General features: G+C 61.8%; 26 protein-coding genes. 14 read left to right on the top strand and 12 right to left on the bottom strand.

What is annotated here, in order from left to right; translation table 11 throughout:
- Window positions 1–100: 100 nt before the first annotated feature.
- On the top strand, window positions 101–472 hold the full coding sequence (locus SynPROSU1_RS11820) for a hypothetical protein (RefSeq protein ID WP_186570669.1): 372 nt from the start codon (window positions 101–103) through the stop codon (window positions 470–472).
- 9 nt (window positions 473–481) lie between these two features.
- Here SynPROSU1_RS11820 and SynPROSU1_RS11825 read toward each other — a convergent pair whose 3' ends face one another.
- Together SynPROSU1_RS11825 and SynPROSU1_RS11830 are read right to left on the bottom strand one after the other, a co-directional pair.
- Window positions 482–721 carry a hypothetical protein gene (locus tag SynPROSU1_RS11825; protein WP_186570670.1) on the bottom strand — a complete coding sequence of 80 codons (240 nt, stop codon included), beginning with the start codon at window positions 719–721 and terminating at the stop codon, window positions 482–484.
- A 17-nt stretch (window positions 722–738) separates the two neighbouring features.
- Window positions 739–1,089 carry a hypothetical protein gene (locus SynPROSU1_RS11830; RefSeq protein WP_186570671.1) on the bottom strand — a complete coding sequence of 117 codons (351 nt, stop codon included), beginning with the start codon at window positions 1,087–1,089 and terminating at the stop codon, window positions 739–741.
- Between the two features lie 111 nt (window positions 1,090–1,200).
- On the opposite strand from SynPROSU1_RS11830, the gene SynPROSU1_RS11835 reads away from it, so the two are divergent.
- Window positions 1,201–2,859 carry an alpha-D-glucose phosphate-specific phosphoglucomutase gene (locus tag SynPROSU1_RS11835; RefSeq protein ID WP_186570672.1) on the top strand — a complete coding sequence of 553 codons (1,659 nt, stop codon included), beginning with the start codon at window positions 1,201–1,203 and terminating at the stop codon, window positions 2,857–2,859.
- Window positions 2,860–2,946: 87 nt separating this feature from the next.
- On the opposite strand, the gene SynPROSU1_RS11840 is transcribed toward SynPROSU1_RS11835, so the two are convergent.
- Genes SynPROSU1_RS11840 through SynPROSU1_RS11850 form a run of 3 tightly spaced genes read right to left on the bottom strand, consistent with a single transcriptional unit; the run spans window position 2,947 to window position 7,796 of the window.
- On the bottom strand, window positions 2,947–3,240 hold the full coding sequence (locus SynPROSU1_RS11840) for a hypothetical protein (protein WP_186570673.1): 294 nt from the start codon (window positions 3,238–3,240) through the stop codon (window positions 2,947–2,949).
- Window positions 3,240–6,671 carry an efflux RND transporter permease subunit gene (locus tag SynPROSU1_RS11845; protein ID WP_186570674.1) on the bottom strand — a complete coding sequence of 1,144 codons (3,432 nt, stop codon included), beginning with the start codon at window positions 6,669–6,671 and terminating at the stop codon, window positions 3,240–3,242. Before SynPROSU1_RS11845 ends, SynPROSU1_RS11840 begins: the two co-directional genes overlap by 1 nt.
- A 9-nt stretch (window positions 6,672–6,680) precedes the next feature.
- Entirely contained in the window at window positions 6,681–7,796 is a 1,116-nt protein-coding gene (locus SynPROSU1_RS11850) for an efflux RND transporter periplasmic adaptor subunit (RefSeq protein ID WP_186570675.1), read from the bottom strand.
- 158 nt (window positions 7,797–7,954) lie between these two features.
- Between SynPROSU1_RS11850 and SynPROSU1_RS11855 the strand changes: the two genes are divergently transcribed.
- Entirely contained in the window at window positions 7,955–10,120 is a 2,166-nt protein-coding gene (locus SynPROSU1_RS11855; RefSeq protein WP_186570676.1) for an AAA family ATPase, read from the top strand.
- 49 nt (window positions 10,121–10,169) lie between these two features.
- Here SynPROSU1_RS11855 and SynPROSU1_RS11860 read toward each other — a convergent pair whose 3' ends face one another.
- Complete coding sequence (locus SynPROSU1_RS11860; protein WP_186570677.1) at window positions 10,170–10,811, bottom strand: alpha/beta hydrolase; 642 nt, start codon at window positions 10,809–10,811, stop codon at window positions 10,170–10,172.
- Window positions 10,812–10,997: 186 nt separating this feature from the next.
- The gene (locus SynPROSU1_RS11865; RefSeq protein ID WP_186570678.1) at window positions 10,998–11,495 is read right to left on the bottom strand and encodes a thymidylate synthase; all 498 of its coding nucleotides are present in this window, start codon (window positions 11,493–11,495) and stop codon (window positions 10,998–11,000) included.
- A gap of 108 nt (window positions 11,496–11,603) precedes the next feature.
- On the opposite strand from SynPROSU1_RS11865, the gene bcp reads away from it, so the two are divergent.
- On the top strand, window positions 11,604–12,071 hold the full coding sequence (bcp, locus tag SynPROSU1_RS11870) for a thioredoxin-dependent thiol peroxidase (RefSeq protein ID WP_186570679.1): 468 nt from the start codon (window positions 11,604–11,606) through the stop codon (window positions 12,069–12,071).
- On the opposite strand, the gene SynPROSU1_RS11875 is transcribed toward bcp, so the two are convergent.
- Together SynPROSU1_RS11875 and SynPROSU1_RS11880 are read right to left on the bottom strand one after the other, a co-directional pair.
- Window positions 12,058–12,768 carry a type III pantothenate kinase gene (locus tag SynPROSU1_RS11875; RefSeq protein WP_255444671.1) on the bottom strand — a complete coding sequence of 237 codons (711 nt, stop codon included), beginning with the start codon at window positions 12,766–12,768 and terminating at the stop codon, window positions 12,058–12,060. The genes bcp and SynPROSU1_RS11875 overlap by 14 nt on opposite strands.
- A gap of 6 nt (window positions 12,769–12,774) precedes the next feature.
- Complete coding sequence (locus SynPROSU1_RS11880; RefSeq protein ID WP_186572384.1) at window positions 12,775–13,542, bottom strand: phosphoadenylyl-sulfate reductase; 768 nt, start codon at window positions 13,540–13,542, stop codon at window positions 12,775–12,777.
- Between the two features lie 67 nt (window positions 13,543–13,609).
- On the opposite strand from SynPROSU1_RS11880, the gene SynPROSU1_RS11885 reads away from it, so the two are divergent.
- Genes SynPROSU1_RS11885 through SynPROSU1_RS11910 form a run of 6 tightly spaced genes read left to right on the top strand, consistent with a single transcriptional unit; the run spans window position 13,610 to window position 21,551 of the window.
- Window positions 13,610–14,755, top strand: coding sequence for an NAD(P)/FAD-dependent oxidoreductase (locus SynPROSU1_RS11885; protein WP_186570681.1), 1,146 nt, complete (start codon window positions 13,610–13,612; stop codon window positions 14,753–14,755).
- Window positions 14,752–16,428 (top strand): GTPase HflX, encoded by a 1,677-nt coding sequence (gene hflX, locus SynPROSU1_RS11890; protein ID WP_186570682.1) that lies wholly within the window; start codon window positions 14,752–14,754, stop codon window positions 16,426–16,428. The genes SynPROSU1_RS11885 and hflX overlap by 4 nt, the downstream gene beginning before the upstream one ends.
- Window positions 16,416–18,233: an SLC13 family permease gene (locus SynPROSU1_RS11895; protein ID WP_186570683.1), complete on the top strand. Its 1,818-nt coding sequence runs from the start codon at window positions 16,416–16,418 to the stop codon at window positions 18,231–18,233. The genes hflX and SynPROSU1_RS11895 overlap by 13 nt, the downstream gene beginning before the upstream one ends.
- 29 nt (window positions 18,234–18,262) lie before the next feature.
- Window positions 18,263–19,678, top strand: coding sequence for a TrkH family potassium uptake protein (locus SynPROSU1_RS11900; protein ID WP_186570684.1), 1,416 nt, complete (start codon window positions 18,263–18,265; stop codon window positions 19,676–19,678).
- 24 nt (window positions 19,679–19,702) lie between these two features.
- Window positions 19,703–20,407, top strand: a complete 705-nt coding sequence (locus tag SynPROSU1_RS11905; RefSeq protein ID WP_115022567.1) for a TrkA family potassium uptake protein — start codon at window positions 19,703–19,705, stop codon at window positions 20,405–20,407.
- 4 nt (window positions 20,408–20,411) lie between these two features.
- On the top strand, window positions 20,412–21,551 hold the full coding sequence (locus SynPROSU1_RS11910; RefSeq protein WP_186570685.1) for an anhydro-N-acetylmuramic acid kinase: 1,140 nt from the start codon (window positions 20,412–20,414) through the stop codon (window positions 21,549–21,551).
- A gap of 16 nt (window positions 21,552–21,567) precedes the next feature.
- Here the strand turns inward: SynPROSU1_RS11910 and SynPROSU1_RS11915 are convergent, their stop codons facing one another.
- Entirely contained in the window at window positions 21,568–21,861 is a 294-nt protein-coding gene (locus SynPROSU1_RS11915) for a hypothetical protein (protein WP_186570686.1), read from the bottom strand.
- Between the two features lie 105 nt (window positions 21,862–21,966).
- On the opposite strand from SynPROSU1_RS11915, the gene SynPROSU1_RS11920 reads away from it, so the two are divergent.
- Together SynPROSU1_RS11920 and SynPROSU1_RS11925 are read left to right on the top strand one after the other, a co-directional pair.
- Entirely contained in the window at window positions 21,967–22,266 is a 300-nt protein-coding gene (locus SynPROSU1_RS11920; RefSeq protein ID WP_186570687.1) for a hypothetical protein, read from the top strand.
- A 47-nt stretch (window positions 22,267–22,313) separates the two neighbouring features.
- Window positions 22,314–22,544 carry a hypothetical protein gene (locus SynPROSU1_RS11925; RefSeq protein ID WP_186570688.1) on the top strand — a complete coding sequence of 77 codons (231 nt, stop codon included), beginning with the start codon at window positions 22,314–22,316 and terminating at the stop codon, window positions 22,542–22,544.
- Here SynPROSU1_RS11925 and SynPROSU1_RS11930 read toward each other — a convergent pair.
- On the bottom strand, window positions 22,522–22,698 hold the full coding sequence (locus tag SynPROSU1_RS11930; RefSeq protein WP_186570689.1) for a hypothetical protein: 177 nt from the start codon (window positions 22,696–22,698) through the stop codon (window positions 22,522–22,524). The genes SynPROSU1_RS11925 and SynPROSU1_RS11930 overlap by 23 nt on opposite strands.
- A 69-nt stretch (window positions 22,699–22,767) precedes the next feature.
- Here SynPROSU1_RS11930 and SynPROSU1_RS11935 point away from each other — a divergent pair, with 69 nt between their 5' ends.
- Window positions 22,768–24,492, top strand: coding sequence for an ABC-F family ATP-binding cassette domain-containing protein (locus tag SynPROSU1_RS11935; RefSeq protein WP_186570690.1), 1,725 nt, complete (start codon window positions 22,768–22,770; stop codon window positions 24,490–24,492).
- 113 nt (window positions 24,493–24,605) lie between these two features.
- A complete protein-coding gene (locus SynPROSU1_RS11940; RefSeq protein ID WP_186570691.1) occupies window positions 24,606–24,794 on the top strand; it encodes a hypothetical protein in 189 nt (62 codons plus the stop codon).
- Between the two features lie 24 nt (window positions 24,795–24,818).
- Here the strand turns inward: SynPROSU1_RS11940 and SynPROSU1_RS11945 are convergent, their stop codons facing one another.
- Window positions 24,819–25,952, bottom strand: a complete 1,134-nt coding sequence (locus SynPROSU1_RS11945; RefSeq protein ID WP_186570692.1) for a trypsin-like peptidase domain-containing protein — start codon at window positions 25,950–25,952, stop codon at window positions 24,819–24,821.
- Window positions 25,953–26,026 lie beyond the last annotated feature (74 nt).

A 26,026-nucleotide genomic window follows, 5' to 3' on the forward strand; every position in this document is an offset into this window, starting at 1 on the left:
TGCAAAGGCTTTCAAAAACAAGCCATCATCAAACGAACTCTTGACCTATTGTTGGAAAAATCTTGACATTGACTACACAAAAGTAAGTCAGAATGATCACATGACATCCAAGATCACACGCGTCCTGCTGCTGCTCTGCATCACCAGCCCTGCGATCGCTACAGAGCCCTACGTGCCCTGGCCCAGCAAGGACCAGTTGCAGGGCATCGAACGTGCCGCTTACACCTGTTCACGCGACAACACAACCGAAGCCTGCGCACGCGTCCGCCAGCTTGCTGATCCTCTGATGGATCATCCAAGGCTGCCCGGGCTCTGCAAAGACGTGCTGTGGTCCTTAATGGACGAAGCCAAGGCCGCCAGCACCAACGACTACCGCCGCAAAGACACCATTACCAACACAGCCCGGCGCATCCCCAGGGTCTGCGCCGAACCGGTCAAGAAAAAGGAGAAGCCCAAATCACGTCAAGCGTGAGCGACGGCTTCAATCAAAGTCAAAGCTGAACCGCTGACCCTGCATCAGCGTGGCCACTTCTCCCCGAATGGCATCGAGAAGCTCAACGCTCACGTCGGGGTGCTTCTTGATCTCGTCCACAAACATCTGCACATCCGCAGCGGTGAGACCGTGGCTGGAGATTCGTGAGTCCACCTTGCTGCGGAACGTCTCCAAAAGACTTTGTTGATCAGCGTCGAGTGGCTTGGAACCGGGATGGGTGACGTCCATCGAAGAAACAGAGACAATCAGTTCGATGTCGCCGGATCACCGAGCAGATCAAGCAACGCCTCCGATGTGGCGAGCATCTCGCCCATGCTGAGTTCGCTTTCCTGACCGGCAATTTTCGAGGCCAACTCGCACGCCGTGGAGGAGTGGCCGGAGACATCGCAACTGTTGGACAACCGCACGATGGCATTGGAAAGCTTGCCGCGCAGGCATTCCTCAGAACCTGACTGATTGATTACAGCATTGGCGGCCGTGAGCGCCTGCTGAGACGCCTCAGGCAGGGGCAGAGCCCGCTTCCAGCTCTGCGATGCACCGACAGAAGGCCCCATCCAAGCGGTACTGACGATAAACAGCAGCAGAAGGCGATGCATGGTCGTCGGCATTGGTGCGTGGCTCAGGGTAGCGATGTCAACTGGTCGCGCCCGACGCAATGTGAATGGATTTCCGTGTTTAGGTTCCGCATAGAGCCCCCATCCGTCGTGATGACCACCTCGGCCCCTGCGGAACCGACCCAACGCCAGGTGCACCTGGACGCCCCCTTCACCGACCAGAAGCCAGGCACCTCAGGCCTGCGCAAGAGCAGCAACCAGTTCGAGGAACCTCATTACCTGGAGAGCTTCATCGAGGCATCGTTGCGCACTCTTCCAGGCGTGCAGGGAGGAACCCTGGTGCTGGGTGGCGATGGACGTTATGGCAACCGCCGAGCCATCGACGTGATTCTGCGAATGGGCGCAGCCCATGGTCTGAGCAAGGTGATCGTCACCACCGGCGGCATCCTCTCCACACCGGCCGCCTCCAACCTGATCAGGCAACGCCAAGCCATCGGCGGCATCATCCTGTCCGCCAGCCATAACCCTGGCGGTCCAGAAGGCGACTTCGGCGTGAAGGTCAACGGCGCTAATGGTGGCCCCACCCCTGCCTCCTTCACCGATGCGGTCTACGAGTGCACCAAGACCCTGGCGCAATACACGATTGTTGAGGCCGCAGCGATCTCCCTCGATGCACCGGGTCTGCACAGCATCGGTGCCATGCAAGTGGAGGTGATCGACGGCGTCGACGATTTCGTCACGCTGATGCAGGAGCTGTTCAACTTTGATGAGATCCGCGATCTGCTCCGCAGCGACTTCCCGCTGGCCTTTGACGCCATGCATGCCGTCACCGGGCCCTACGCCACCCGATTGTTCGAAGGATTGCTCGACGCACCGGCGGGGAGCGTGCGCAACGGCGTTCCCCTAGAGGACTTCGGCAAAGGCCACCCCGACCCCAACCTCACCTACGCCCACGAGCTGGCTGAACTGCTGCTCGAAGGCGACGACTACCGCTTCGGTGCCGCCTGCGATGGCGATGGCGATCGCAACATGATCCTGGGCCAGCGCTGCTTTGTGAATCCCAGCGACAGCCTCGCGGTGCTGACCGCCAACGCCACGCTGGCTCCGGCCTATGCCTCCGGCTTGGCGGGTGTGGCCCGTTCCATGCCCACCAGCGCAGCGGTGGATGTGGTGGCCAAGGAACTGGGGATTGACTGCTTCGAAACCCCAACGGGCTGGAAATTCTTCGGCAACCTGCTGGATGCCGGCAAAATCACCCTCTGTGGTGAAGAGAGCTTCGGCACCGGCAGCAACCACGTGCGCGAAAAGGACGGCCTCTGGGCCGTGCTGTTCTGGCTGCAGATCCTGGCCGAACGCCGCTGCAGCGTCGCCGAGATCATGGCGGAGCACTGGAAGCGCTTTGGACGCCACTACTACTCGCGCCACGACTACGAAGCCGTTGCCAGCGACGCCGCCCATGGTCTCTACGACCGCCTGGAGTCAATGCTGCCCAGCCTTGTGGGCCAGGCCTTTGCCGGACGCACCATCAACGCAGCCGACAACTTCAGCTACACCGACCCCGTTGATGGTTCCGTGACCACGGGCCAGGGACTGCGCATCCTGTTGGATGACGGCAGCCGCGTGGTGGTGCGCCTCTCCGGCACAGGCACCAAGGGCGCGACGATCCGCGTTTACCTGGAGAGCTACGTGCCCAACAGCGGCGACCTCAACCAGGATCCCCAGGTCGCCCTCGCCGACATGATCAGCGCGATCAACGACCTGGCGGAGATCAAGCAACGCACGGGCATGGATCAGCCCACTGTGATCACCTGAAGCCGGTGATCACCTGAAGCGGACCAACACAACCGAGAACCAAAAAAGCCACCCGTTGGGTGGCTTTTTTAGGGATTGCTGAACGGCTCAGCGACGACGACCGCGATGGGAGTTGTAGTGGCGATAGGCCGGATCGGTGGCCTCTTCCTGCAGCTGACGCATTGTTTCGATCGCAAAGCCACCCAAGCCTCCCGAGGTGATCACCATCAGATAGAAAAGACGCAAGCGGCTTAAATCGATCTCGGCCGGGCTGTTGTCGATCAGCACCTTGAGGAAATAGGCCACAGCCAAGCCAAGCCCTGCGCCAATGGCCACCGCAATCAGGACGCGCATGCCACTGAAGGGCTTGCGCTGATTCAGCTCAGGCTTCTGCTCAGACATCAGCTTGGTTGCGGGGTGGGAGTAGAGCCATCCTCAGGAGGCTTGGCATCGGCTTGTCCCAACAAGGTCTTCATCACCACGTAGAAGACGGGAACCACCAAGGTGGAGAGGAAGGTGGCCACGAGCAAACCTCCAAACACGACCAAACCCAAGGACGACTGACTCTGGGCACCAGCTCCTTTGGCCAACATCAATGGCAAAAAACCGGTGAGGGAGGAAATCGCCGTCATCAGGATGGGCCGCAGGCGCGACTTGGCCGAGAACGTTGCCGCCTCCATTGCTGAGGCCCCTTCTCCCATCTTCTGGTTGGCCAGGTCAACGATGAGAATCGCGTTGCCACCTGCAAGACCAATCAACATCACCAGTCCCACCTGGGCATAGATGTTGAGCACCTGACCGGCCGCCCCTAGGAACACAAGAGCTCCCAGCAGGGCCGTGGGCACCGTCAGCAGGATGATGATTGGATCGGTGTAGCTCTCGTACTGGGCGGAGAGCACCAGAAACACCGCCAGGATGCCCAGGGCGAAGATCACAACGGCAAGAGATCCAGCCTTCACTTCCTCTCGGGAGATGCCGGTCCAGTCGAAGCCAAGGCCTTGATAGGTGCCCGCGTTGAAGATCTGCTTCATCGCCCCGATCGCCTGACCCGAGCTGTTGCCCTCCTTGGGGGTGCCGTCAATCTTGATCGAGCGATAAAGGTTGAAGTGGGGAATAACGCTGGGGCCCACCGTCTGCTTCACGGTGAAAAATTCCGAGAGAGGAATCTGTTCACCCTTCCCATTGGCGACATAGATGGCAGACAACCGCTGTGGGGTGGCCCGGCTCACCTCATCCGCCTGCACATAAACCCTCCGCACCTTGCCTTCCTGGAAGGTGTCGTTCACATAGCGACCACCGAAGTTGATGCTGAAGGTCGACATGGCCGAACCGAAGTCGACACCGAGGGATGCCATCTGCTCCCGGTCGACATCAATCTTGTATTGCGGCGCCTGCGGCGAGAACAATGAATAGACCTGATTGAGGACGGGATCGGTGTTGGCCGTCTGAATGATCTGCTGGGCAGACCCGAAAAACTCATTCAGGGAATACACGCCGCTGCTCTGATCCAGCAGCTGGAACTCGAAGCCGCCACCAGTGCCGTAGCCGGGGATCGATGGGGGCTCGACCACAAAGACTCGACCGCCATCAATCGCGCCATACAACTTGGCGTTGAGACGCTTCACCACAGCACCCACGGTGTGGTCATTACCGGGACGTTCATCCCAATGCTTCATCCCGATGAAGAACAGACCCTTGTTGGGGGCGTTGCCATCGAGGCTGGCTCCACTGAACAAAGCAGCTGATGAGATGTCTTCTTCCGAGCGCATCACTTCGGCCACCTGACGGTTGATCTCAAGGGTTTTCGCGTTGGAGACCCCATCAGGAGCCTGCACGAAACCGATGGCATAGCCCTGGTCTTCAATCGGCACAAAACCACCGGGAATGCGGGTAAAGGCGAATCCCGTCAACAGGATGCCCGCCGCCAGGGCCGCCATCACAATCGGACGAGCCTTCAGCACGCCATCGAGGATCGTGGCGTAGCGCTTCTCAAAGCCGCCATAGAGACGGTTGAAGTTGGTGAAGATCAGGGGAACGAAGTAGCCCACAACGCCACCGATGGCGGTGAACAACACCACAGGAATCGGATTGGTGAAGATCACCCCGGTGGTGATCACGCCCACTGCAGCACCACCCGCGGTGAAGGGAAGACGCAGCGGCAGGCTGGTGATCTTGCCGGCGATGAAGCCGATTACAGCACCGATCACCGCGGGGATCAGAGCGGCGGCGGCTCCATTGCCAGCACTGAGCAGGCCGTAGATGAAGCCAAGAACAACACCGGCCGTGGCGTACTGATTGCGGCTGAGCTCCTTGGTCTCGCGGGACAGCAGCAGGGCCGAGAGCATCGGCGAGAACGTCAACGCGTTGAAGGTGGAGATACCAATCGAGAAGAGGATCGTGGCGGCGAACTGCTTGTAGATCGTGCCGGTGGCACCGGGGAAAAACAGCACCGGCAGGAACACCGCCATCTTCACCAGAGACGTGGCGATCACAGCACCGAACAGCTCATCCATGGTTTCCATGGCCGCCTGCACGGATGTCATGCCCTCCGCTTTCTTGGCCGAGGTGTCTTCCACCACCGTGATGGCGTCGTCCACCACCAGACCGGTAGCCAGCACCAGACCAAACAGGGTCAGCTGGTTGAGCGAGAAGCCGAAGGCCAGCACCAGGGCGAAGGTACCGATCAAGGCCACTGGAATCGCAATGGCGGGAACAAGCGTGGCCTTCCAGTTCTGAAGGAACAGGAACAGAATCAGCACCACCAGAATCACCGCATCCCGCAGGGAGTTGGTCACACCTTTGATCGACTGGTTGATGAAGTCGGTGGTGTCGTAGATCTTCTGCACCCCGAGGCCAACAGGCAGGGTTTTCTCGAACTCGCCCAGCACCTCCTTCACACCGTTGGACACCTCAATGGCGTTACTGCCGGAGAGCTGGTAGATGGCAATACCCACCGAAGGCGTGCCGTTGAGATCCATGGCATCGATGCCGTAGGTCTCACCACCGAGCTCCACACGGCCCACATCCTTGAGCCGAACAAGACCACCGGCATCAGTGGTTCTCAGAATGATGTTCTCGAATTCCTGGGTGCTGGTCAGGCGACCCTGCAGCTGAACGGTGAAGGTGAATTCCTGACCTTCAGGAGCAGGAGCACCGCCGATCTGGCCGGCAGGAACCAGGCGGTTCTGACTTTGCAGCTTATTGACCACATCGGTGGCCGACAGGTTGTTAGCAGTCAGTTTTTCTGGATCAAGCCAGAGACGAAAGGCGATCTTCCTGTTGCCGAAGTAGGTGACGTCGCCGACACCCTTCACCCGCTTGACGTTATCGGTGAGGTTCTTATCGAGATATCCACTGATCGTCTCCACCGAATATTCGGTCTTGGAGGGGTCTTCGTTGACGAAGTTGTAGACGAGCAGAATCGAGTTGGAGGCCTTGTTGACCGTCACACCCGACTTGCGCACCTCCTCGGGCAACTGCGGCTCCGCCAGGGAGACGCGGTTCTGCACGTTCACCTGGTTGATGTTGCCGTCAGTGCCGCTTGCAAACGACACCGAGATCGAACTCACACCGTCCGACGAGCTGTTGGAGGTGATGAAGTCCATGTTTTCCACCCCGTTGATCTGCTGCTCGAGAACGGAGGTCACCCCCTGCTCAACAGCAACCGCATCGGCGCCCACGTAGGTGGACTGCACCTTCACCGTTGGCGGAGCAATGTCTGGAAGGTTTTCGATCGGCAGGATCGGAATCGCGATCAAACCGACGATCACGATCAACAGGCTGCAGACCGTGCTGAGAACCGGCCTGGTGATGAAGTTATTGGAAGCAGACATCGTTCAACCTCAGTTCGCCTTGGCGGGTTGCACCTGCACGGGCATGCCGTGTTTCAGGTTGAGCAGATTGGTGGTGACCACCATCTGATTGGCTTCAAGACCTTTGGTGATCGGGTAGAGCTGGTTCTCCAACTCGCCCACCGTGACCGGCGTTTGCAGGGCGAACTTGGCATCAGCGGGCAGCTTGCCGGCCTTGATTCCCTTCTCCAGGGTCGCTATGTCGGCTTTGCCGGGATTCTCCTTGAGCTCCTCAAACGTGCCAAGGCGGAACACGAAGCTTTGGCCCGAGGTCTGGGTGACAGCGGCAAAGGGAACGGCAAGTTGCTCCTCGGCCTTGATCTGAACCCGAGTGCGAAGACGTTGACCATCCCGCAGCTTTCCATCCTCATTGGGGAAGACCGCCTTCACCAACAATCCCTGGGTCTGCTTGTTGACCCGGGGGTCGATCGAGCCCACCTCTCCGGTCGCCAGCAGGTCGTAACTGCCCGGCGCACTGAGCAGCACCGGCTGCCCAAGGGACAGACGAGAGGAGAACACTGCGGGCACCTCGACTCGTGCTTCGAGTTCGTTGTTCTGGACCAGGCTGGTGAACACCTGGCCCTGCTGAATCACATCGCCCACCTTGACGGTCACGTCAGCCACCATCCCCGGCGAGGGAGCAATCAGGTTGTTGTAGTTCAGCGTTGCTTCGGTGGATTTCACCTTCTCCTCAGCAGCGATGTACTGAGTCCGGTAGCGGTCGAGCTCCTTCTGGGAAGCCGCTCCGGTTTGGGCCAGATATTGATATCGCTCGTAATTCACCTTGGCGCTACCTGCCTTGGCCTTGTCTTCGGCAAGCCGGGCACGTTGCTGCTCTTGGTCGAGAACCACCAACAACTGGCCGGCTTCGACTTCGTCACCCTGGCGAATTTTCAGATCAAGGATTCGGCCTCCCGACTGAGCAGCAAGCTCGACGAGATTGCTGGCTTCCAGCGTGCTGACGGTGTCGACTCCCTCGGTGAATTCAGCCATCTGGGTTGAGACGGCCTGAACCTTCGGCGGCGGCGGCTTCGGGGCTTCGCTCTTGCAGGAACTGACCGTGATCAGGGCGGCGAGGGTGAGCAGGAGTCGCTGCGGGTGACGCACGGCAAAAAGGCTTTGCCCCGGATTATGGAGTGTTCCTGACAGCCTGGCCGCGAAGGGTTTGCAGCTCTGGAAACCGGATCGAACAAAAGCGTTCGATTCGGACCAGCTCCTGCGCTGATTCAGGACGTCAGGGACACTGGGTCAACGCCGATTGTCCGTTGGGTCAGGACCTCTTCGCTTTTCACGGTGAGCAGCAACGGCGGCGGCTGGCCCCCTTGGCCGACCGAATGCGTCCGCGCACGCTGGAGGAATTTGAGGGTCAGAGCGGGATCCTGGCGGACGGACGGCTCCTGCGCCGCGCCATCAAGGCCGATCGGGTTGGCAACCTGATCCTGCATGGACCGCCGGGGGTCGGCAAGACCACTCTGGCGCGGATCATTGCCAACCACACCCGCGCTCACTTCAGCAGCCTCAATGCCGTGCTCGCAGGCGTGAAGGACCTGCGGATCGAAGTGGATGCTGCACGCCAACGGCTGGAACGGCATGGATTGCGCACGATCCTGTTCATCGACGAGGTGCACCGCTTCAACAGTGCCCAGCAGGATGCCCTGTTGCCGTGGGTGGAGAACGGAACCGTCACCCTGATCGGTGCCACCACGGAGAACCCCTATTTCGAAGTCAACAAGGCGCTGGTCAGCCGCTCACGGCTGTTCCGTCTGTTGCCACTGGAGCCGGAGGATTTAAAGCGGCTGCTGCAACGCGCCCTTGCTGATGGCGAACGGGGCTACGGCGACCGGTCAATCTTCATCAGCAGTGATGCCGCCGACCACCTCGTGGACGTGGCGGGCGGCGACGCCCGCAGCCTGCTCAACGCCCTTGAACTGGCGGTGGAAAGTTCGGAGCCCGATGGCGAGGGCGTGATTCAGATCAATCTGGCCATCGCCGAGGAATCGATCCAGCAGCGGGCGGTGCTCTACGACAAGCACGGCGATGCCCACTACGACACCATCAGTGCCTTCATCAAATCGCTGCGGGGCTCAGATGCCGATGCGGCGATGTTCTGGCTGGCGCGCATGGTGGAGGCGGGCGAGAACCCGCGCTTCATTTTCCGGCGGATGCTGATCGCAGCGGGGGAAGACATCGGCCTGGCCGACCCACAGGCCATCGTTGTGGTGGAAGCCTGTGCCGCTGCCTTCGAACGGGTGGGACTGCCGGAAGGGCTCTATCCGCTGGCCCAGGCTGCCCTTTACCTGGCGGGTACAGAAAAGAGCAACAGCGTTCTGGGCTTCTTTGATGCCCTGAAAACGGTCCGCGACGCCCGACAGCAGGACGTTCCCGGGCATTTGCGCGATGCCAACCGGGACGGAGACGCCTTTGGCGACGGCGCGGGCTACCGCTACCCCCACGCCTATGCCGAACACTGGGTGGAGCAGCAATACCTCCCTGCTGCACTGCAAGGGGAGGTGTTCTGGCAACCCGGCCAACTGGGATGGGAGGGGGAACGGCGCGACCGGATGGCGGAACGCCGGGCGGCACAACTCGCCGCGGCCGCGGAACTGGCGGCCGACCAGCCCTTGCTGCTCAGCAGCGGGCCCGACCGTCCCGGTGTGGACCGCTGGGTGCAACGCCAACTTGGCCAGGAAGGGGAACGACTGCAGCGCCTGCGCGAGCGGCTCTGGCGCGACATCCCCTGGACCCGCAGGGATCGGGTGCTGCTGTTGGGGATGCGATCGCTGATCTGGGCCATCGATCCCTTAAGGGCCGCGCCAGAAGGTGGCGTGACCGTGCTCTGCGACAACGAAGCGGACCGCAACCGATTGGACGCACAGCTGAATCTGCTCGAACCGGAGCATCGACCTCAACTGCTGACTGGCAACCTCGATGCCCTGCCCGCAAGCCAAGCCTTCGACTGGATCGGCGGAAGGCTCGCTGCAGCTGACCTGCAAGCACCGAACTGGACAACGCTGTTGGAGGGGATCAACCGGCATGCCCAACCGACGACGGGGTTGCGGCTGCTGCTGAGCCGTGCAGAACTGGGTCCGGCCGGTGCTCTCCGACAGAGCGGAGGCGCAGCGGAGCTCTTGAGCCCTCTTGTGGAGCAGGAACAACGCTGGCTCGAACTCCAGCAGCGCCCTGAAGAGCTCTTGGCAAACGCAGGCTGGCAGCTCAGTTGCGACGCTTGGCTGGAACATCTGACCTTGCCGGGGAGCACAGATCTTGCGGACCGATGGCTTGCCGAGGGGTCGCCTTACCGGCAGGCCATGGGCGAGATCAAAACGGAGGTGCTTGCAGAATTGCGCCGGACGTTGAACGGCCTTGGCGACGGCGGCCTGCGACTGCCCATGCGCCATCAACTGATCAAAGGCAACCGAATCACGCCATAAAAAAAACCCCGGCCGTAGCCGGGGCAATGAAACAGGGCTCAGGGCCTGATCACCAGAGGGGACGGGCAGGAGCGACGTAAGCGGGACGAGCAGCGGGCTCGGGCAGCACGGAGTTGGCCTGCACGCAAGCGGGCAGGAAGACGTACCAGGACAGCAGGGAGGTGCACTGGGCGTCGCCTTCGCACTTGTCGGGGGCGCAGACGTTCTGGATGCCGTCGTAGGTGCCGCAGGTGTCAGCCAGGCGGAAGTCCACAGGCAGCTCAGCCATGATGCTGGCGGAGGAGATTTCACCGTCGATGGAGTCGGCGATGATCGCGGAGCGCAGGGCCACCACGGAGGTGGACTTCATCTTCCAGTAAGGGAAGTAGGAACGGGTCTGATCCTTCAGGAACTTGACGCCGTCGTCGGAGTACAGGAAGCGGGACACACCGACGATGTCGACGGCGTAGGTCTTGGTCATGCCTTCCTGGATTTCTTCGGCAGTCCAACCGGAGTTGTTGATGCCGGCATCCAGAGCACGGTCGGTGACTTCACCGGTGGTCAAGAAAGTCTTGAACTCAGAAGAGGTGGTGGTCCACACAGCACCGCCGGTGTTCCAGCGGACGGGACGCTTGGTTCCTGCTTCAGCAGGAACTGCCAGAGCGGCGAGGGAGGCACCGGCCAGAAGGCCAGCGGCGAGACGAGAAAACACGGACGACAAAGAGAGCACGTCAATTCAAAAAATAGCTCCCAAAAGAAAAATCGCCAACAAGAACAAGCCCCTTAAAAGGCCAGCACCACACGAATAACCGGGATTTCGCGAGAACAGTCTCGCGAGACTCAATATTTCAGGTCGATTTGTACCTTCTCCTCGCCAAACGAAAGCAGAAATCTCTGGTCAATTCAAGTGAATCCTTTGCCATCCGTCCGGGCAGCTGTCTTCATGCACCAGACCCACGCCATCCCGTTCACCGCGGCAGTGACGCATCCGAAGGCGACCGCCCCAGCGCTCCACCTCGGCCAGGTAAGCCTCCGTGCCGTGATGAGGCTGAATCCAAAGACGGGTTCGAACGGCATCACCCTCCACCGTTGCAACCAGCTGTGGACCGGCAGAAAGGCCAAGATCCTGCAAGGAGCCTGCGAATTCACCCCAGTAGTGGCGTGTCATCTGAGCACGGGTGAAATCCATCAGCAGTGTTTCGGCTTCACTGCGTTGATGCAAAGTGATTTCGCGCTGTAACAACCTTCGGCTGAGGTTCACCTGCGACGGCCGTGGAACGGCTTGATCCAAGGAAAGACCATGACGAGGGGCGACGAGCGCACTCACCCCGATGGCCAACAGACCGAGAGCAGCCAGGGAACGTCCGATTTGATTGGTTCGGGTCCGCGACTCCATGGCCGACCAACTGCAAGTTGGTTGCAACGTAGGCAGCACAAACAGTCTTGTCCCGACCCGGGCTTGTCCGGAACGCCGTACGCTGCCGCCACTGCCAAAGCCCAGTCTGTGAGCCTGCAAATCGGCGACGCCGCCCCTGACTTCACCCTTCCCGATCAAAACGGTGATTCCGTCAGCCTCGCTTCACTGCGCGGACAGAAAGTTGTTCTGTATTTCTATCCAAAGGACGACACCCCTGGATGCACCAAAGAGGCCTGCAACTTCCGCGATCGCTGGGATCAACTGAAGGCCAACAACATCACCGTTCTGGGCATCAGCAAAGACGGAGCCACCTCCCACGGCAAATTCATCAGCAAACACGAGCTCCCCTTCACGCTGCTCACCGATGTGGAGCCCTGTGCCGTCGCCAGCCTTTATGAGAGCTATGGGCTGAAGAAATTCATGGGGCGCGAATACATGGGGATGATGCGCCACACCTTTTTGATTGATGAAAACGGCAAGCTCGAGCGGATTTATCTCAAGGTCAAAGCAGCGACCATGGCCGACACCCTGATCAGCGATCTCAACTTGAGCTGATGCCCGCGGCCAGATCCAACAGCGCTTGCAGCTGAAGATCACCCTCCACCTGCAACAACTCAGAGGCACCTCTCCAATGCGTCTGCAACAGGTTGGCGTCACCGCCGCAGATCCACACCAACCCTCTCGAGTGTTGCTGGGCTTCCGCGATGGAGGCCAGCAAGGCCTGCAGCACACCACGCTGCATGGCCGCCACCGTCTCTTGTGGAAAGACGTCTTGGGGGAAGACGTCTTCAGCAAACTCCGAAGTTGATGGAAGGCCGACAGTTCCCTCCGCCATGGCCCTGAGCTGAAGCCGATACCCCGGAATCAGCTGCCCTCCGGCAAAACAACCATCTGCATCCAACCGGGTAAGGCTCAACACGGTGCCTGCATCCACCAGAAGCAGACCCCTGGAACAGTCGAGCTGTCGCTCCTGGCTGCATCGCCAGGCCATCCAGGCCCCGAGAGCTCGATCCACACCCAACCAGGGCGGTGCTTTCAGCAACGGAACATCCTCCAGAAGAATGCGCAGGTCCTGGTGAGCCCTGAGCTGCTCGGGCACCGGCCCCACCGCCGCCCAGATCGGAGGCTCGATGCCAATGCGCTCGGGGTCTGGGGCCCCGTGGTCAACCTGGACTCCGTTCTGATTGCGCTGGGCCCAGTGCCAGCGACTGTTGCCAATCAGAAGAGCGCGGCCGCCGCCCCGTTCAGACACCTTCACTCAGATGCCTTCACCCATCAGCCCTTCAACGGCGTCCTGGGGGAGATGGATTCCACACTCCTGCTTCAGCCCCCCGAATCGCGTGTCGCGGCCACTCAGATCGCCCACGTCTGGGCCACTGGAATGCCAGTCCCCCACGGTGGAATAGCCCTGCTCGAACAACGGATGCTGAGGGAGATTGTTCGATTGCATGTAGTAATAGACATCGCGCTGGGTCCACTCGAGCAAGGGTCTTAAGGACCAACGCTCCCGAATCCGGTCCAACGCCGTCATCGAGCGGCGGTGATCGGTCTGACCACGCCGCACGCCGCTGGCCCAGCAGCGCGTATCGAGGTCATTCAGCGCCTGCTCCAGAGGTTCCACCTTGCGGATCCGGTGGTATGTCTCCATGTCGTCGACGCTGCCGGACTCCCAGAGCCGGCCATGCAGGGCCTCCATCCGTGCCGGAGACATCTTGCTCTGACTGACCACCAGACGAATCTTCAACTGATGGGTGAGCTGGTCGGCGTAGGCGTAGGTCTCCGCGGGGAGATATCCGGTGTCAATCCAAATCACCGGAACAGCGTCACCCCCCTTAAGCGCGCTCAGCATGTGCAGGAGCACAGCCGATTGAATCCCGAAACTGGTGGTGAGTGCAAAGCGATCACCAAACTGATCCAACCCCCAGGCAAGACGCTGCTGCGGCTCCATGGTCTCCAGCAGCTTGCGCCCATTACGCAAGTCGTTTTGCACCGCCATGGGCACCATTGCGTCGGGGGCCTCCGTCATCACGCCATCTTCCCCTGTCGAGGGCCCGGGTGTGCTTCCTATCGTCTTGAAACCAGCGGCCTCTTTCATGCGTTCACCCTCGTCCACGTCGGATGCCGTGGTGATCGTTGGCGGTGGATTCGGGGGACTGTTCACAGCTCTTGCACTTCAGCGACGGCAGCCCGGCTGCCCCATCGTTCTGATCGAACCGCGCGATCGGTTTCTGTTTCAACCGCTGCTCTACGAACTGCTCAGTGATGAACTTCAAACCTGGGAGGTCGCTCCCCGCTACGACCAGCTGCTGAACAACGGCATCTGCTGGATTCAAGACACCGTTGTTCGCATCGAGCAAACCTGCCAGACCATCGAACTCGCCTCGGGCGACCGGTTGGGCTGGGCCCAACTGGTGCTGGCGACGGGCTCCAGACCGAATGATTTCGGCATTCCAGGCGTGCAGGCGCACAGCTCTGGCTTCCGTGATCTGAAGGATGTCGGCCGCCTGAAGCAATGGCTCAACAGTCTGGGCCAACAGCGTGATGGAAACGCGGGTCTGATCGTTGTTGGCGCTGGTCCCACCGGCGTGGAACTGGCGTGCAAGATGGCTGACCTCATCGATGGGGCTGCCAGCGTTCGGTTGGTGGAAATGGGCGATGAAATCCTGCCCAGCAGCACGGCGTTCAACCGGGAGAGGGCCCAGGCAGGGCTCGAACGCAAAGGGGTGGTGGTCCAACTGAACACCAGCGTGAGCGAAGTGACGTCCAGCACTGCCGTTCTGGCGAATGGTTCCGTGCTGCGTCACTCCGGATTGATCTGGACTGCAGGGAGCAACCCCTCCATACCAGCGATTTCACCCACACCTGTGCTGGAACGGGGGCGTCTCGCCGTTGACGCGGACCTGCGCATGGTGGGCAGCACCAACAGCTTTGCTCTTGGGGATATTTCAGCCCGGCCAGGCAGCCCGTGGCCCGCCAGCGCCCAGGTGGCCATGCAACAGGGAGATGCCACCGCCGCAGCCATCGCGAGCCTGCGGATAGGGGAGGAACCGCAACCCTTCCAATTTGAAGATCGTGGCGAAATGCTCAGCCTCGGCGTCGGTGACGCCACCCTGACGGGCATGGGGCTCACCCTGGCCGGCCCGCTGGCGTTTCAGTTGCGCCGGGCCACGTACCTGACCCGCTTGCCTGGGCTCTCCCTGGGACTGCGCTCAGCAGGCGCCTGGTTGCTGAGCCGTTGAAGCAATCCCACCTCGGCGGGCGCTGCCGCGGTCTGCGCCCCAGCCAGCAACACCAGCTGGAGCGATTGAGCCATCGCCGTCATCCCGAAGACTGTGGCGCCGACCTGCTGAGCCTCGAACGACTTGCGGATCTGGTGCTTGATTTAGAGATGCCACTGCACCTGGTGCTCGATGGACGTGGCCTCTGCCGCCTGCTCTGGCTGGGCCCCCTCACCGGAAGCGATTCCCCGCTGCAGCACCTGCCAGCAACGCCGCGGCGCAGCAGCGGCGGGTGGCGCCTGATCAGCTGCCCCTTCTCCCGCAAAGGGCTTCACCAAGATCCCCGCGACGCCGTGGTCGCCCTCGACCTTGCCCCCAGGCACTGGCTGCGCTTTGCGCCATGCCCCGCGGCCGATGGCGGCCGCCCGGCCGAACTGCTCATCCCTGATCCACTGCAGCCCGATGGCTGGAGGGAGTTCGAGCAGGGCGACCTGCGCGACCTGTGCACGCTCACCCCAGACGAGCCCCAACATCCAACCGTCAAAGCCGCGGCCGGAGAGGAACGGGTGCTGCTGCTCACGTTGATCAGTGGCGATGAGCAGCGCGACCAGCGGGATCTGGCTGAGCTGGAAGGGCTGGTGCGCAGTGCCGGCGCCGTCCCGGTGGCCCGGACCAGCCAGCGCCGGGGCCAGGCCAATCCCCAGACACTCTGGGGATCCGGAAAACTCCAGGAAGCCGCCCTCGAGATCCGCCGCTGCCAGGCCTCCCTAGTGATCACCGACCGGGAGCTCACCCCGGTGCAGGCTCGCAATCTGGAACGGCTGCTCAGCTGCCCGGTCTCCGACCGCAGTGAGCTGATCCTGGACATCTTTGCCCAGCGGGCCGGCAGTGCGGCAGGGCGGCTCCAGGTGGAACTGGCCCAACTGCGCTATCGGTTACCGCGGCTGCTGGGGCGTGGAAGCAGCCTGTCGCGACAGGGCGGTGGCATCGGCACCCGCGGCCCGGGGGAAACTCAGCTGGAAAAAGACCGTCGTGCCATCAGCCGTCGCATCGAACGGCTGCTGCGGGACCAGCGCCAACTTCAATCCCACCGCAGCCGACTGCGGGATCAGCGGCGTGGTCTGCCGCGGGTGGCCCTGGTCGGTTATACGAACGCTGGCAAATCCAGCCTGCTCAATGCCTTGTGTGGCAAGCGGGCCAGTGATCGCGTGCTGGCGGAGAACAAGTTGTTCGCCACCCTGGATCCCACCACGCGCAAACTCGACCTGCCCTGCCCTGGGGCGCGCCCCCAACGGCTACTGCTCACCGACACGGTGGGCTTCATTCGCGATCTCCCCGCCCCATTGGTGGAAGCCTTCCGCGCCACGCTCGAAGAGGCACTGGACGCGGATGTACTGCTTTTGGTTCTGGATCTCGCCGACCCCGACTGGCAAGGCCACCTGGACACCGTGCATCGCCTGCTCGATGACCTCGGCAGCACCGCCCTGCGCCGGGTCATCGCCAATCAAATCGACCGTTGCGAGGCAACTGCCATCGAAGCGATTCATGAGCGGGAGCCCGATGCCCTGTTCCTCTCCGCCGCTCGGGGGGACGGGCTGAAGGGGCTGCAGCAGTGGCTGCGCGAGCAATTTTTTGATCCCGGGGCAGAATCCCCGCAATTGACGACCGGCGAGACGCCGCCATGGCCGAGCTGATCAACGTTCTTCAGAACCCACAGGCGTTGATCACGCTGGCCGTGCTGGCTCTGGCGGTGGTGTTGTTCATCACCGGGGTGATTGCTCCTGAGCTCACAGGACTGCTGAGCCTAAGCCTATTAATCGCAACTGGAGTGCTCAACCCACAGGAGGCCCTGGCGGGGTTTGGCAGCCCTGCGCTGATCACCCTGTTGGGCCTGTTTCCTGTCTCCGCTGCACTGTTCAAAAGCGGGGCCCTGGATCGACTTCGGGCCCTCATCGCCTCGGAACGGATCCGTTCGTCGCGCCGTCTGATCGCCCTGATGGCCTTCGTTATTGCCCCGGTCTCAGGGGTTGTGCCCAACACGCCCGTGGTGGCATCCCTGCTTCCCGTCGTCGAAGGCTGGTGCCAGCGGCGTGGCATTTCGCCATCCCGGGTGTTGCTGCCGTTGTCGTTTTCAACGGTTCTGGGGGGCACCCTGACGCTGCTGGGCAGCTCGGTGAACCTGTTGGTGAGCGACATCAGTCAACAACTTGGATATGGCTCGCTCGATCTGTTCAGCTTCACTTTGATCAGCTTGCCGGTCTGGCTGGCAGGGGCGATTTATTTGGTGTTGGCTCCAAGGGTCCTGCTGCCGGACCGTGGTGCCAGCACGGATGACCTCGGTGGCGATCCCAAGGACAGCAGCTATTGCACTGAAGTGCGCATCCCTTCCGACTCTGAGCTCGTGGGGCGCTCTCTGCTGAACAGTCGACTCCAACGTCGGTTCGACGTTGATGTGCTGGAACTGCAGCGCGGTGGAGAGCGACTGCTGCCACCTCTGGCGGACCGTCGTCTTGAGGCCGGCGATCATCTGCTCTTGCGCGTCACCCGCCCGGATCTGCTGCGGCTACAGCAGGATCACACGGTTCAGCTCACGACCCAGGGCAAAAACGCGGGTTTCAGCCTGAACACCGAAGAAGCCAGTGGTCAGAAAACCGTGGAGGTGTTGTTACCGGCTGGCTCCACCCTGGCTGGCGCCAGCCTGCGGGAATTGCGATTCCGGCAACGCCACAACGCGACAGTGCTGGCCCTGCGCCGCGGCCAGGAGACCGTCCAGGAGCGCCTGGGGCAGGTCATCCTGCGCGAAGGAGATGTGCTGCTGCTTCAGGCACCAATCGACTCCATCCGCGGCCTGCAAGCCAGCAATGACTTGTTGGTCCTGGATCGACTGGAAGATGACCTCCCCACGGTGCGGCGCAAGCCCGTGGCGGTGAGCATCGCCATCGCGATGCTGCTGCTGCCCAGCCTGACCCCGATCCCTTTGGTGGCCGCTGTGCTGTTGGCCATGGTGAGCGTGGTGGCCACAGGCTGTCTGCGCCTCGGAGAACTGCAGCGCTCGATCCGGCTGGATGTGATTCTGCTGCTGGGCTCTCTCACAAGCTTCAGCGTTGCCATGCAGAGCACGGGCCTTGCGGACGCCATGGCTCTGGTGCTCCAGCAGGGGCTGGCGGGCTGGCCGAGCTACGCCGCCCTCATGGTGATCTTCATTGGCACCACACTGTTGACCCAGGTGATGAGCAATGCAGCCTCGGTGGCGCTGTTGGCACCTGTGGCTGTGCAACTGGCGCCGTCCCTGCAGATGTCCCCCACCGCACTCCTGATCACGGTGCTGTTCGGGGCCAGTCAGTCGTTTCTCACCCCCGTCGGGTATCAGACCAATCTGATGGTGTTTGGTCCTGGCCGGTATCGCTTCTTGGACGTCACCCGCTATGGCCTCGGCCTGACGGCGATCATGACCTTTTTGGTGCCGGCCTTGATCCTCTGGCATTACGGCGGATCCTGAACAACACTGGGCAGATCCCACATACGCCTGTGCCGATCGGAAGGGCCATTGAACGCAGCCAGGGCTGGCATCGTCGGCTCACGGTTCCCCAGTTCACCGTGGTGACCGGTTTGCTGGTGGTGCTGATCGGCACGCTGCTTCTGGCCACTCCGCTCTGCTCCTCAAGCAGCGTTGGGCTCTGGGAAGCGCTGTTCACAGCCACGTCCGCCATCACGGTGACGGGACTGTCGATCATCGACATCGGCACGGACCTGACGACCTTCGGTCAGGCGGTGCTGGCCCTGATGATCCTGGCCGGGGGGCTTGGCCTCATGGCCATCACCACCTTTCTGCAGGGCTTTGTGGTGCAGGGGACTGCTCTGCGCCGCCGCCTGGACCGGGGCCAAGCCCTCGATGAATTCGGCGTGGGGGGCGTTGGTCGCACCTTTCGCGGCATTGCCCTGACGGCAACGCTGGTGATCCTGCTGGGTGCCGTGATCCTCTATCACTTCGGCTTCGACGACATTCCCAACCAAGGAGAACGTCTATGGGCCGCCGTTTTTCACAGCATCTCGGCCTACAACAACGCAGGGTTCGGGCTCTGGAGCGACAGCCTCGAGCGCTACCGCAGCAATGGTGTGGTGAATGCCGTCGTAATGCTGCTGATCGTGACGGGGGGCCTGGGTTGGCGGGTCACCAGCGATCTGAGCACGCAGCTCCTGCGCAGAGGGCGAGGACGACGTCGTCTAAGCCTGCACTCCCGCCTGGTGCTCCGCACCAGCTTGCTGCTCATTGCCTTCGGAGCAGGAGGTCTGGCCCTGACCGAATGGTTGAACCAGGGCGAAATCTTCACGGGCATGCCCTGGCCTGAGCGCTGGCTGACGGCCCTGTTCGAATCCGTCACGGCGCGTACGGCTGGCTTCACCACCGTTCCGCTCTCGCTGGAAAGCGTGACCGAATCCAGCCTGCTGTTGCTGATGGTGTTGATGTTCATCGGGGCCAGCCCCGGCGGCACCGGTGGAGGGATCAAGACCACCACTGTGGCCGCCTTGATGGCGGCCACGCGCTCCACCCTGCGGGGCCGGGAAGCGGTGGTGATCCGCAACAGAACCATCGGCGACAAGGTCGTTCTGCGGGCCGTCGGCATCACGGTGGGCTCCCTGCTGTTCGTGATGGCCATGGCTCTGCTGATCAGCATCGCCAGCAATTTGAACGGCAAGGATTCATTCACCTTTATGGAAATGCTGTTCACCTGCGTCTCCGCCTTTGCCACGGTGGGCCTGGATCTCGGGGTAACCATTGAGCTTCCCCGTTTCGGCCAGGCTGTGCTGATGGTGGGAATGTTTGTGGGACGACTGGGAATCCTGCTGCTGCTCAGTGCGATCTGGGAAGCGATGACCCAGGAACAAATCCACATGCATCGCCAGAATCGAATCGGTTATCCCAACGAGGATCTGTATGTCTGAAGGCTTTCAGCGGGGGATCCGGCGATGAAGGAGTGGTGGCAGTGGAGCCCGATCCAGGGCAGCGATCGCCTGGGCTTCGCGATCATCGGCGTCGGCCGTTTCGGCATTGCTGTTTGCCGGGAGCTGCTTCAGAACGGCGCGGATGTTCTGGCCGTGGACCGCTCGGAACGGGCGGTGGATGAATTGCGTCAAGTGGAGCCCAGCGTGGAGGCCCGCGTTGTCGACTGCACCGACGAAGAGGCCCTTCGGGAGGCCGGCGTGCTCGAGATGGGAACCGTGGTGGTAGCGATCAGCGAGCCGATCGAGGCGAGCATCACCGCAACGTTGATCGCCAAAGACAGTGAAGGAAGCCGGGTTCGCCAGGTAATCGCGAGGGCGACAAGCGACCTCCACGAAAAAATGCTGAAACGGGTGGGTGCCGACAGGGTGATCTTCCCCTCGCGTATGCAGGGAGAACGCCTCGGGCTTGAACTGGTGCGCCCCAACCTGATGGAGCGCTTGGCCCTGGATGAACAGCACTGCATCGAGGAGATCAAGGTTCCGGAACCGTTTGTGGGCCGGTCGCTCCGGGATCTGAATCTGCGCAAGAACTTCCGGGTCAACGTGCTGGCGGCTGGACCACAAAGCAGCTTGATGGTGAACCCACCGGCGTCCCATGTGCTGGAGGAGGGTCACCTACTGGTGGTGATGGGGCTAGTGGACGATCTGCAACGCCTGCCCAAGATCTGAGCCGATGCACTGCCTCGGGCTGATGAGCGGAACCAGTGCTGACGGTGTCGATGCCGTGCTGGCACGCTTCGAGGGCACGGCCCAGCATCCGCAATGGTCCTTGCTTCACCACCACCATCAGCCCTACCCAGCTGAGCTGCATCAGCAGGTGGTGGCTGCCGGCCAAGGCAACCCGATGTCAGCGTCCCTCTGGCTGGACCTGGCGGAAGCGATCACGATGGTGCAGGCGGAAGCGGTGCAGGCGTGCGATCCAGTCGGCAAAGCGGAAGTGATCGGCTGCCATGGTCAGACCGTCTGGCACCGTCCCCCGGCCGATGGAAGGCGGGGAGCTAGCTGGCAGATGCTGCAAGCACCGCTGCTGGCCCACCTGCTGCAACGGCCTGTGATCCATGACTTCCGGGCCGCTGATCTGGCCCTTGGCGGCCAGGGAGCACCCCTTGTGCCTCGGGCTGATGCGGCGCTGGTGGGGCGCACAGAGGGCTGGCGGGCGCTGCTGAACCTCGGCGGAATTGCCAACCTCACCCTGATCCCCCCCCGCAGTGGGGCAGACCGCCATGCCGCAGTTTTGGGATGGGACTGCGGGCCAGCAAACAGCCTGATCGACCTGGGCATGCTCCGCTTCACCGACGGGGCCCAAAACTTCGACAAGGGAGGCGCAATGGCCGCTCGGGGCCGTGCGGACGAGGCCTGGATCCAACGCTGGCTCCAGGAGGAGTATTTCCAGCTGGCACCGCCGAAATCCACCGGACGGGAGTGCTTCGGGAAGGAGGACCTCAACCGACGGCTGCATCAGCTGGATGCAGCCTCAGCCCCCGACGCCATGGCAACCCTGACAGCCTTTTCCGCCGCTGTTGTCGCGCAGGATCTGGAGCAGCTACGCCAGACAAGCGGCATTGCACCAATCGAACTGTTCACCGCAGGAGGTGGCAGCCAAAACCCGATGTTGATCAACGAATTGCGCCGGCGCTGCCGTGGTGCCCAGGTGGATGAGAGCAGCACTCTCGGGGTACCGGCAGATGCAAGAGAGGCCCTGGTCTTCGCGCTGCTGGCCTGGTGGCACGAGCGGAACCACCCCGGCAATGTGCCTGCGGTGACAGGGGCCAGTCGCGAGACCGTGCTTGGCGTGCGGGTGAATCCAGCCTGACCAGAACGACCTAGATCTAACCAGGCCGATGAAGACGCAATCGCCGTGGGGCTCCCCGCAGACGGCGGGGCTGTTGCGATTCCAGAGCCGACCGCAAGCGTTCCTCGCGGGTCGGAACCGGAGCGGACGCTTCCAGCTCCTGCTCATGGCGCTGCACTCCCTGCTGGATCAGCACCCGCGCCATGTTGCTCACCGTGCGGGATTCCAGCTCAGCCATGGCGGTCAAGCGGGCGCAGAGATCTTCAGGCAGAACAACCTGAATTCTCGGGGACTTGGGCTTCCCGCTGGATGAGGTCTGACGGGTGGGCACGACCGGATCCCCAGAAAGAGGCTCAGCTACTTAAAAGTGTACAGAGGTGGTCAAGGGTAGTATCCATGACTATGGTGGGGGCACTGGTCCTCCTCGGAGTACCCCATGACACAAGCCACATCTCGCTCCCGTCGCAGCCCAGCCGGATCACGCGCTCGGTCTCGACGCCCCCGTCGCAGTGCTGAAAACAGCGACGTGCTGGTTTCAGCTGTGGTCAGCACTTACCTGCTGACACACCTGCACCACGTGTTGCAACGGGCCGAATACAGCGCCTCCCAGGAAGGACGCAACACCCAGGCGGCCAACTATGCGCAGTTGCGCAAGGTGCTCTGCATGGATGCCCGCAGCATGGAAGACGCTTCGGCCCTGGGGCAGCACGATGACGGGATCGAACAGGCCGCCTGACAAGACCTTCGGCTCTGAATAGCGTTTGAGCAGTTGCTCAGAGCGCGATGACTTCCAACGCCGCATCGCTGTACGCCCGCATCAGCAGCAATTCAGAGCAGACCCAGGCATTGTTCCGCCAGGCCCTGCAGGATCCCAACGGCGCCATGGCCAGCATCTGCAGCTTGGGCGACGAACTGGGGCTGCCGGTCACGGCCCAAGAGGTGCGGGAGCATTTGGCCAGCCTCGACGATGAAGACAGCACGCGCTGGCTGGTTAAAGCGAGAGGCGGTCTTTGAGCTCGGGCGCGTCGGATGTCAGGAACGCCTGGGGCTCGGCGCGCTGACGGCGTTCGTAACCACCACCGCCGGCCCAACTGAAGAAAAGCAAATAACTCACAACCGCCAGGCCTGCAGCCACCACAAGGGCGGCCAGCTGCTCCAGTTTCAGCATGGCGACCACCCCTTGAAAACGCCCCTAGTTTGCCGACAGGGATGATGGGGAGCAGGACGCCTTCCGCCGGTGCTGCGACTCGAAAACGTCAGCAAGATTTACCCCACTGGGGAAGTGCTTCGCGCGGTGACCTGGGAGGTCAAACCTGGGGACAGGATTGGACTGGTGGGGGTCAACGGCGCCGGTAAATCCACCCAAATGCGTCTCATCGCCGGTCACGAGGAACCGACCAGTGGCCAGGTGGTGCGTCAGGGAGAACCCCGCATTGCTTACCTCCAGCAGGAATTTGACGTGGACCTGGAGCGCACCGTGCGCCAGGAGCTCTTTCAGGCCTTCGGCGAAGCAGCCGAGGTGATGAACCGGCAAAAGCAGGTGGAGGAGGCCATGGGGTCGGAACGCGCTGCGGAAGATCCCGAGCATCTCGATCAGCTGATCCAGCAACTCGGACAGCTGCAAAGCCGTTTCGAAGCGCTGCATGGCTACGAACTCGATGCCCGGATCGACAAGCTTCTGCCCACGATCGGCTTCACAGCTGAGGGGGCTGAGCTTCAGGTGAAGGACTATTCCGGGGGGTGGCAAATGCGCATCGCCCTGGGGAAAATCCTTCTGCAGGAGCCGGATCTACTGCTGCTGGACGAACCGACGAACCATCTGGATGTGGAGACCATCCAATGGCTGGAGACCTACCTGCTGGAGCAGAGTGCCGCTCTCGTGGTGATCAGCCACGACCGCACCTTCCTCGACCGGGTCTGCAATCAGATCGTCTCCACCGAGCGTGGCGTGTCCCGCAGCTATCTGGGGAACTACACCGCCCACCTGGAGCAGAAACAGATGGAACGGGAGGCCACGCAGGCGGCCTTCGAACGCCAGCAGAAAGACATCGCCACCCAACAGGCCTACATCGATCGTTTTCGCGCCAGCGCTACGCGCAGCACCCAGGCCAAGAGCCGTGAGAAGCAACTGGACAAAGTGGAACGGGTGGAGGCACCGATCGAATCCGTGGCGGGGCCGAGTTTCCAGTTCCCGCCCGCTCCGCGCTCAGGGGCGCAGGTTGCCCTGATCGACAACGTCACCCACAGCTATGGAGACAAGATCCTGTTTCTGGGGGCTGAACTGGAGGTCCAGCGGGGAGACCGCATCGCCTTCGTGGGTCCCAACGGCGCAGGCAAGTCAACCCTGCTGCGCCTGGTCATGGGGGTGGAACCCCCCGATGAAGGCAGTGCCCGACTGGGGGAGCACAACGTCATTGCGGGCTACTTCGAACAGAACCAAGCCGAAGCACTGGATCTATCGAAGACCGTGATCGACACGATGTACGAAGCGGTCCCCGACTGGACCCAGACCCAGGTTCGTTCGCTGCTGGGCAGTTTCTGCTTCAGCAACGACTCGGTGTTCAAGGAGGTCGGGAAGCTCAGCGGAGGAGAAAAAGCCCGCCTGGCACTGGCGCTGATGTTGCTCACCCCCTGCAACCTGCTGGTCTTGGATGAGCCCACCAATCACCTCGACATTCCGGCCAAGCAGATGCTCGAGGACGCCTTGATGGCCTACGAAGGAGCTGCGCTACTGGTCTCCCACGACCGTTATTTCATCTCCCGCGTGGCCAACCGGATCGTCGAACTGCGAGAGGGCGAGCTGGTCCTGTATCGGGGTGATTACAACTACTACCTCGAGAAAAAAGAGGAGGAAAGGGCTGCTGCCAAGGAGAAAGAACTGGCTGCAGAGCGAGAGTCCAAGCGGAAAGCCAACAAGGAGAAGCAGAAAGCACGCGACGCCCGCCGCAAAAAGGCGGCCTGACGAGCATCGGGCCGCCCCAGCAAAAACTTCATACAGCCTTAGGCAGGAAGACTTATTTCTCTTTACCTGTTGTTTTCGTCTGCATAGGCTGACAAAACTGATCCCCAACCCCAATGAGCATGGTTCCCGGCCAAGGCAGCACCGAACCCGTTGGCGGTTCATCAGACCCGGGCCCGGTACCCCATGAGCAGACCTGGGACGCCGTGGAAACCTATTTCCAGTGCATCACCACCTGTTCGCTCGACGATGGCGAATGCATCACCCAATGCGTTGAACAACTGCGGGACGCGGACGACGCTTGACGCCTGACGCCTGGATGCAAGGCTTCAACTTGAGGCCAAGGCCGACAAATCGACAGGCTTGACTTCGATCGTGATCTGCTCCTGACCACGTCGCACTCCCAACACAACCGTGGCCCCCACACCACGGCGGTCGATGGCACTGACCACGGCTGCAGGGTCAGCGACAGGCTTGCCGTCGAACGTCGTGATCACGTCATCCACTTTGAGCCCGGCGCGGTCCGCCGGTCCCCCAGGCTGGACAGAGCGAATCACGGCTCCGGGCGGCACTTGGGATGTCGGTGTGGGGCGGGGCACCGGGGACAGACGAATGCCGATCACCGGGTGACGGGCCTTGCCGCGGGTCACCAACTGGTCCGCAATGGCACGGGCACGATTGACGGGGATGGCAAAACCCAGACCCGCCCCAGGCCCTGATCGCACCAGAGTGTTGATCCCGATCACCTCGCCATCGGCATTGAGCAGCGGCCCCCCGGAGTTGCCGGGATTGATCGCTGCATCGGTCTGGATCAGATACAGACGCTTGCCAGAAATCCCGAGCTGAGCAACGTTGCGGTTGAGATTGCTGATGATCCCCAGGGTCACCGTGCTCTCCAGCCCATAGGGGTTGCCCACTGCAATCGCCCAGTCGCCCACACTGAGTCGATCGGAATCGCCCAGATCAGCGACAGGCCAAGGGCCGGGACCTTCAAGACGGACCACTGCGAGATCAGTGAGGCTGTCTTTACCCACCACCCGGGCAGGCACCCTTCTCCCATCGGACAGGCCCACAGTGAGTTGATCCGCCCCCTCCACCACGTGAGCATTAGTCAGGAGTAGGCCCTTGGCATCGAAGATGACTCCACTTCCTTGACCACGTTGAACCCTGGAGCGCGGACCCGCAGAGCGTGGAATCCCGAAGAAGTGGCGAAACATGGGATCCCGCATGAGCGCCGGGGGCACACCCGCAGCACCGGACTGCTTCACGGTCCGAGCCGTCTCCAGGGTGACCACAGCCGGACCACTGCGTTTGACGGCGGCAGCGACAAACGAGTCGCGACGGATCGCAGGGCGCGCCTCAGCCTGCTGAGGACCAACAAGCAAGGGAATCGACGAAACTCCGGCCACCAGCAATCCCCCCGCCAGAGCGGAAGCGGCAAGCGAGCGGGACTGGAACGTCATCACAGCTGCACGGCGATCGGCTGTCTCAACGCTACGAAGAGCCGATGCAAAAACAGCCAAGATCCATGTCAAAG

Source organism: Synechococcus sp. PROS-U-1 (assembly GCF_014279755.1).
Taxonomy (GTDB): Bacteria; Cyanobacteriota; Cyanobacteriia; order PCC-6307; family Cyanobiaceae; genus Parasynechococcus.

Bases quoted from the DNA above. Each gene is read 5' to 3' on its own strand.
- SynPROSU1_RS11905 (WP_115022567.1), top strand. From the start codon at position 19,703: ATGAAGGAGTGGTGGCAGTGGAGCCCGATCCAGGGCAGCGATCGCCTG.
- SynPROSU1_RS11940 (WP_186570691.1), top strand. From the start codon at position 24,606: ATGAGCATGGTTCCCGGCCAAGGCAGCACCGAACCCGTTGGCGGTTCA.
- SynPROSU1_RS11945 (WP_186570692.1), bottom strand. From the start codon at position 25,952: ATGACGTTCCAGTCCCGCTCGCTTGCCGCTTCCGCTCTGGCGGGGGGA.
- SynPROSU1_RS11895 (WP_186570683.1), top strand. From the start codon at position 16,416: ATGGCCGAGCTGATCAACGTTCTTCAGAACCCACAGGCGTTGATCACG.
- SynPROSU1_RS11920 (WP_186570687.1), top strand. From the start codon at position 21,967: ATGACACAAGCCACATCTCGCTCCCGTCGCAGCCCAGCCGGATCACGC.
- SynPROSU1_RS11885 (WP_186570681.1), top strand. From the start codon at position 13,610: ATGCGTTCACCCTCGTCCACGTCGGATGCCGTGGTGATCGTTGGCGGT.
- SynPROSU1_RS11825 (WP_186570670.1), bottom strand. From the start codon at position 721: ATGGACGTCACCCATCCCGGTTCCAAGCCACTCGACGCTGATCAACAA.
- SynPROSU1_RS11865 (WP_186570678.1), bottom strand. From the start codon at position 11,495: ATGGAGTCGCGGACCCGAACCAATCAAATCGGACGTTCCCTGGCTGCT.
- SynPROSU1_RS11880 (WP_186572384.1), bottom strand. From the start codon at position 13,542: ATGACGGAGGCCCCCGACGCAATGGTGCCCATGGCGGTGCAAAACGAC.
- SynPROSU1_RS11925 (WP_186570688.1), top strand. From the start codon at position 22,314: ATGACTTCCAACGCCGCATCGCTGTACGCCCGCATCAGCAGCAATTCA.
- SynPROSU1_RS11830 (WP_186570671.1), bottom strand. From the start codon at position 1,089: ATGCATCGCCTTCTGCTGCTGTTTATCGTCAGTACCGCTTGGATGGGG.
- SynPROSU1_RS11820 (WP_186570669.1), top strand. From the start codon at position 101: ATGACATCCAAGATCACACGCGTCCTGCTGCTGCTCTGCATCACCAGC.
- SynPROSU1_RS11845 (WP_186570674.1), bottom strand. From the start codon at position 6,671: ATGTCTGCTTCCAATAACTTCATCACCAGGCCGGTTCTCAGCACGGTC.
- SynPROSU1_RS11930 (WP_186570689.1), bottom strand. From the start codon at position 22,698: ATGCTGAAACTGGAGCAGCTGGCCGCCCTTGTGGTGGCTGCAGGCCTG.
- SynPROSU1_RS11840 (WP_186570673.1), bottom strand. From the start codon at position 3,240: ATGTCTGAGCAGAAGCCTGAGCTGAATCAGCGCAAGCCCTTCAGTGGC.
- SynPROSU1_RS11835 (WP_186570672.1), top strand. From the start codon at position 1,201: ATGACCACCTCGGCCCCTGCGGAACCGACCCAACGCCAGGTGCACCTG.
- SynPROSU1_RS11910 (WP_186570685.1), top strand. From the start codon at position 20,412: ATGCACTGCCTCGGGCTGATGAGCGGAACCAGTGCTGACGGTGTCGAT.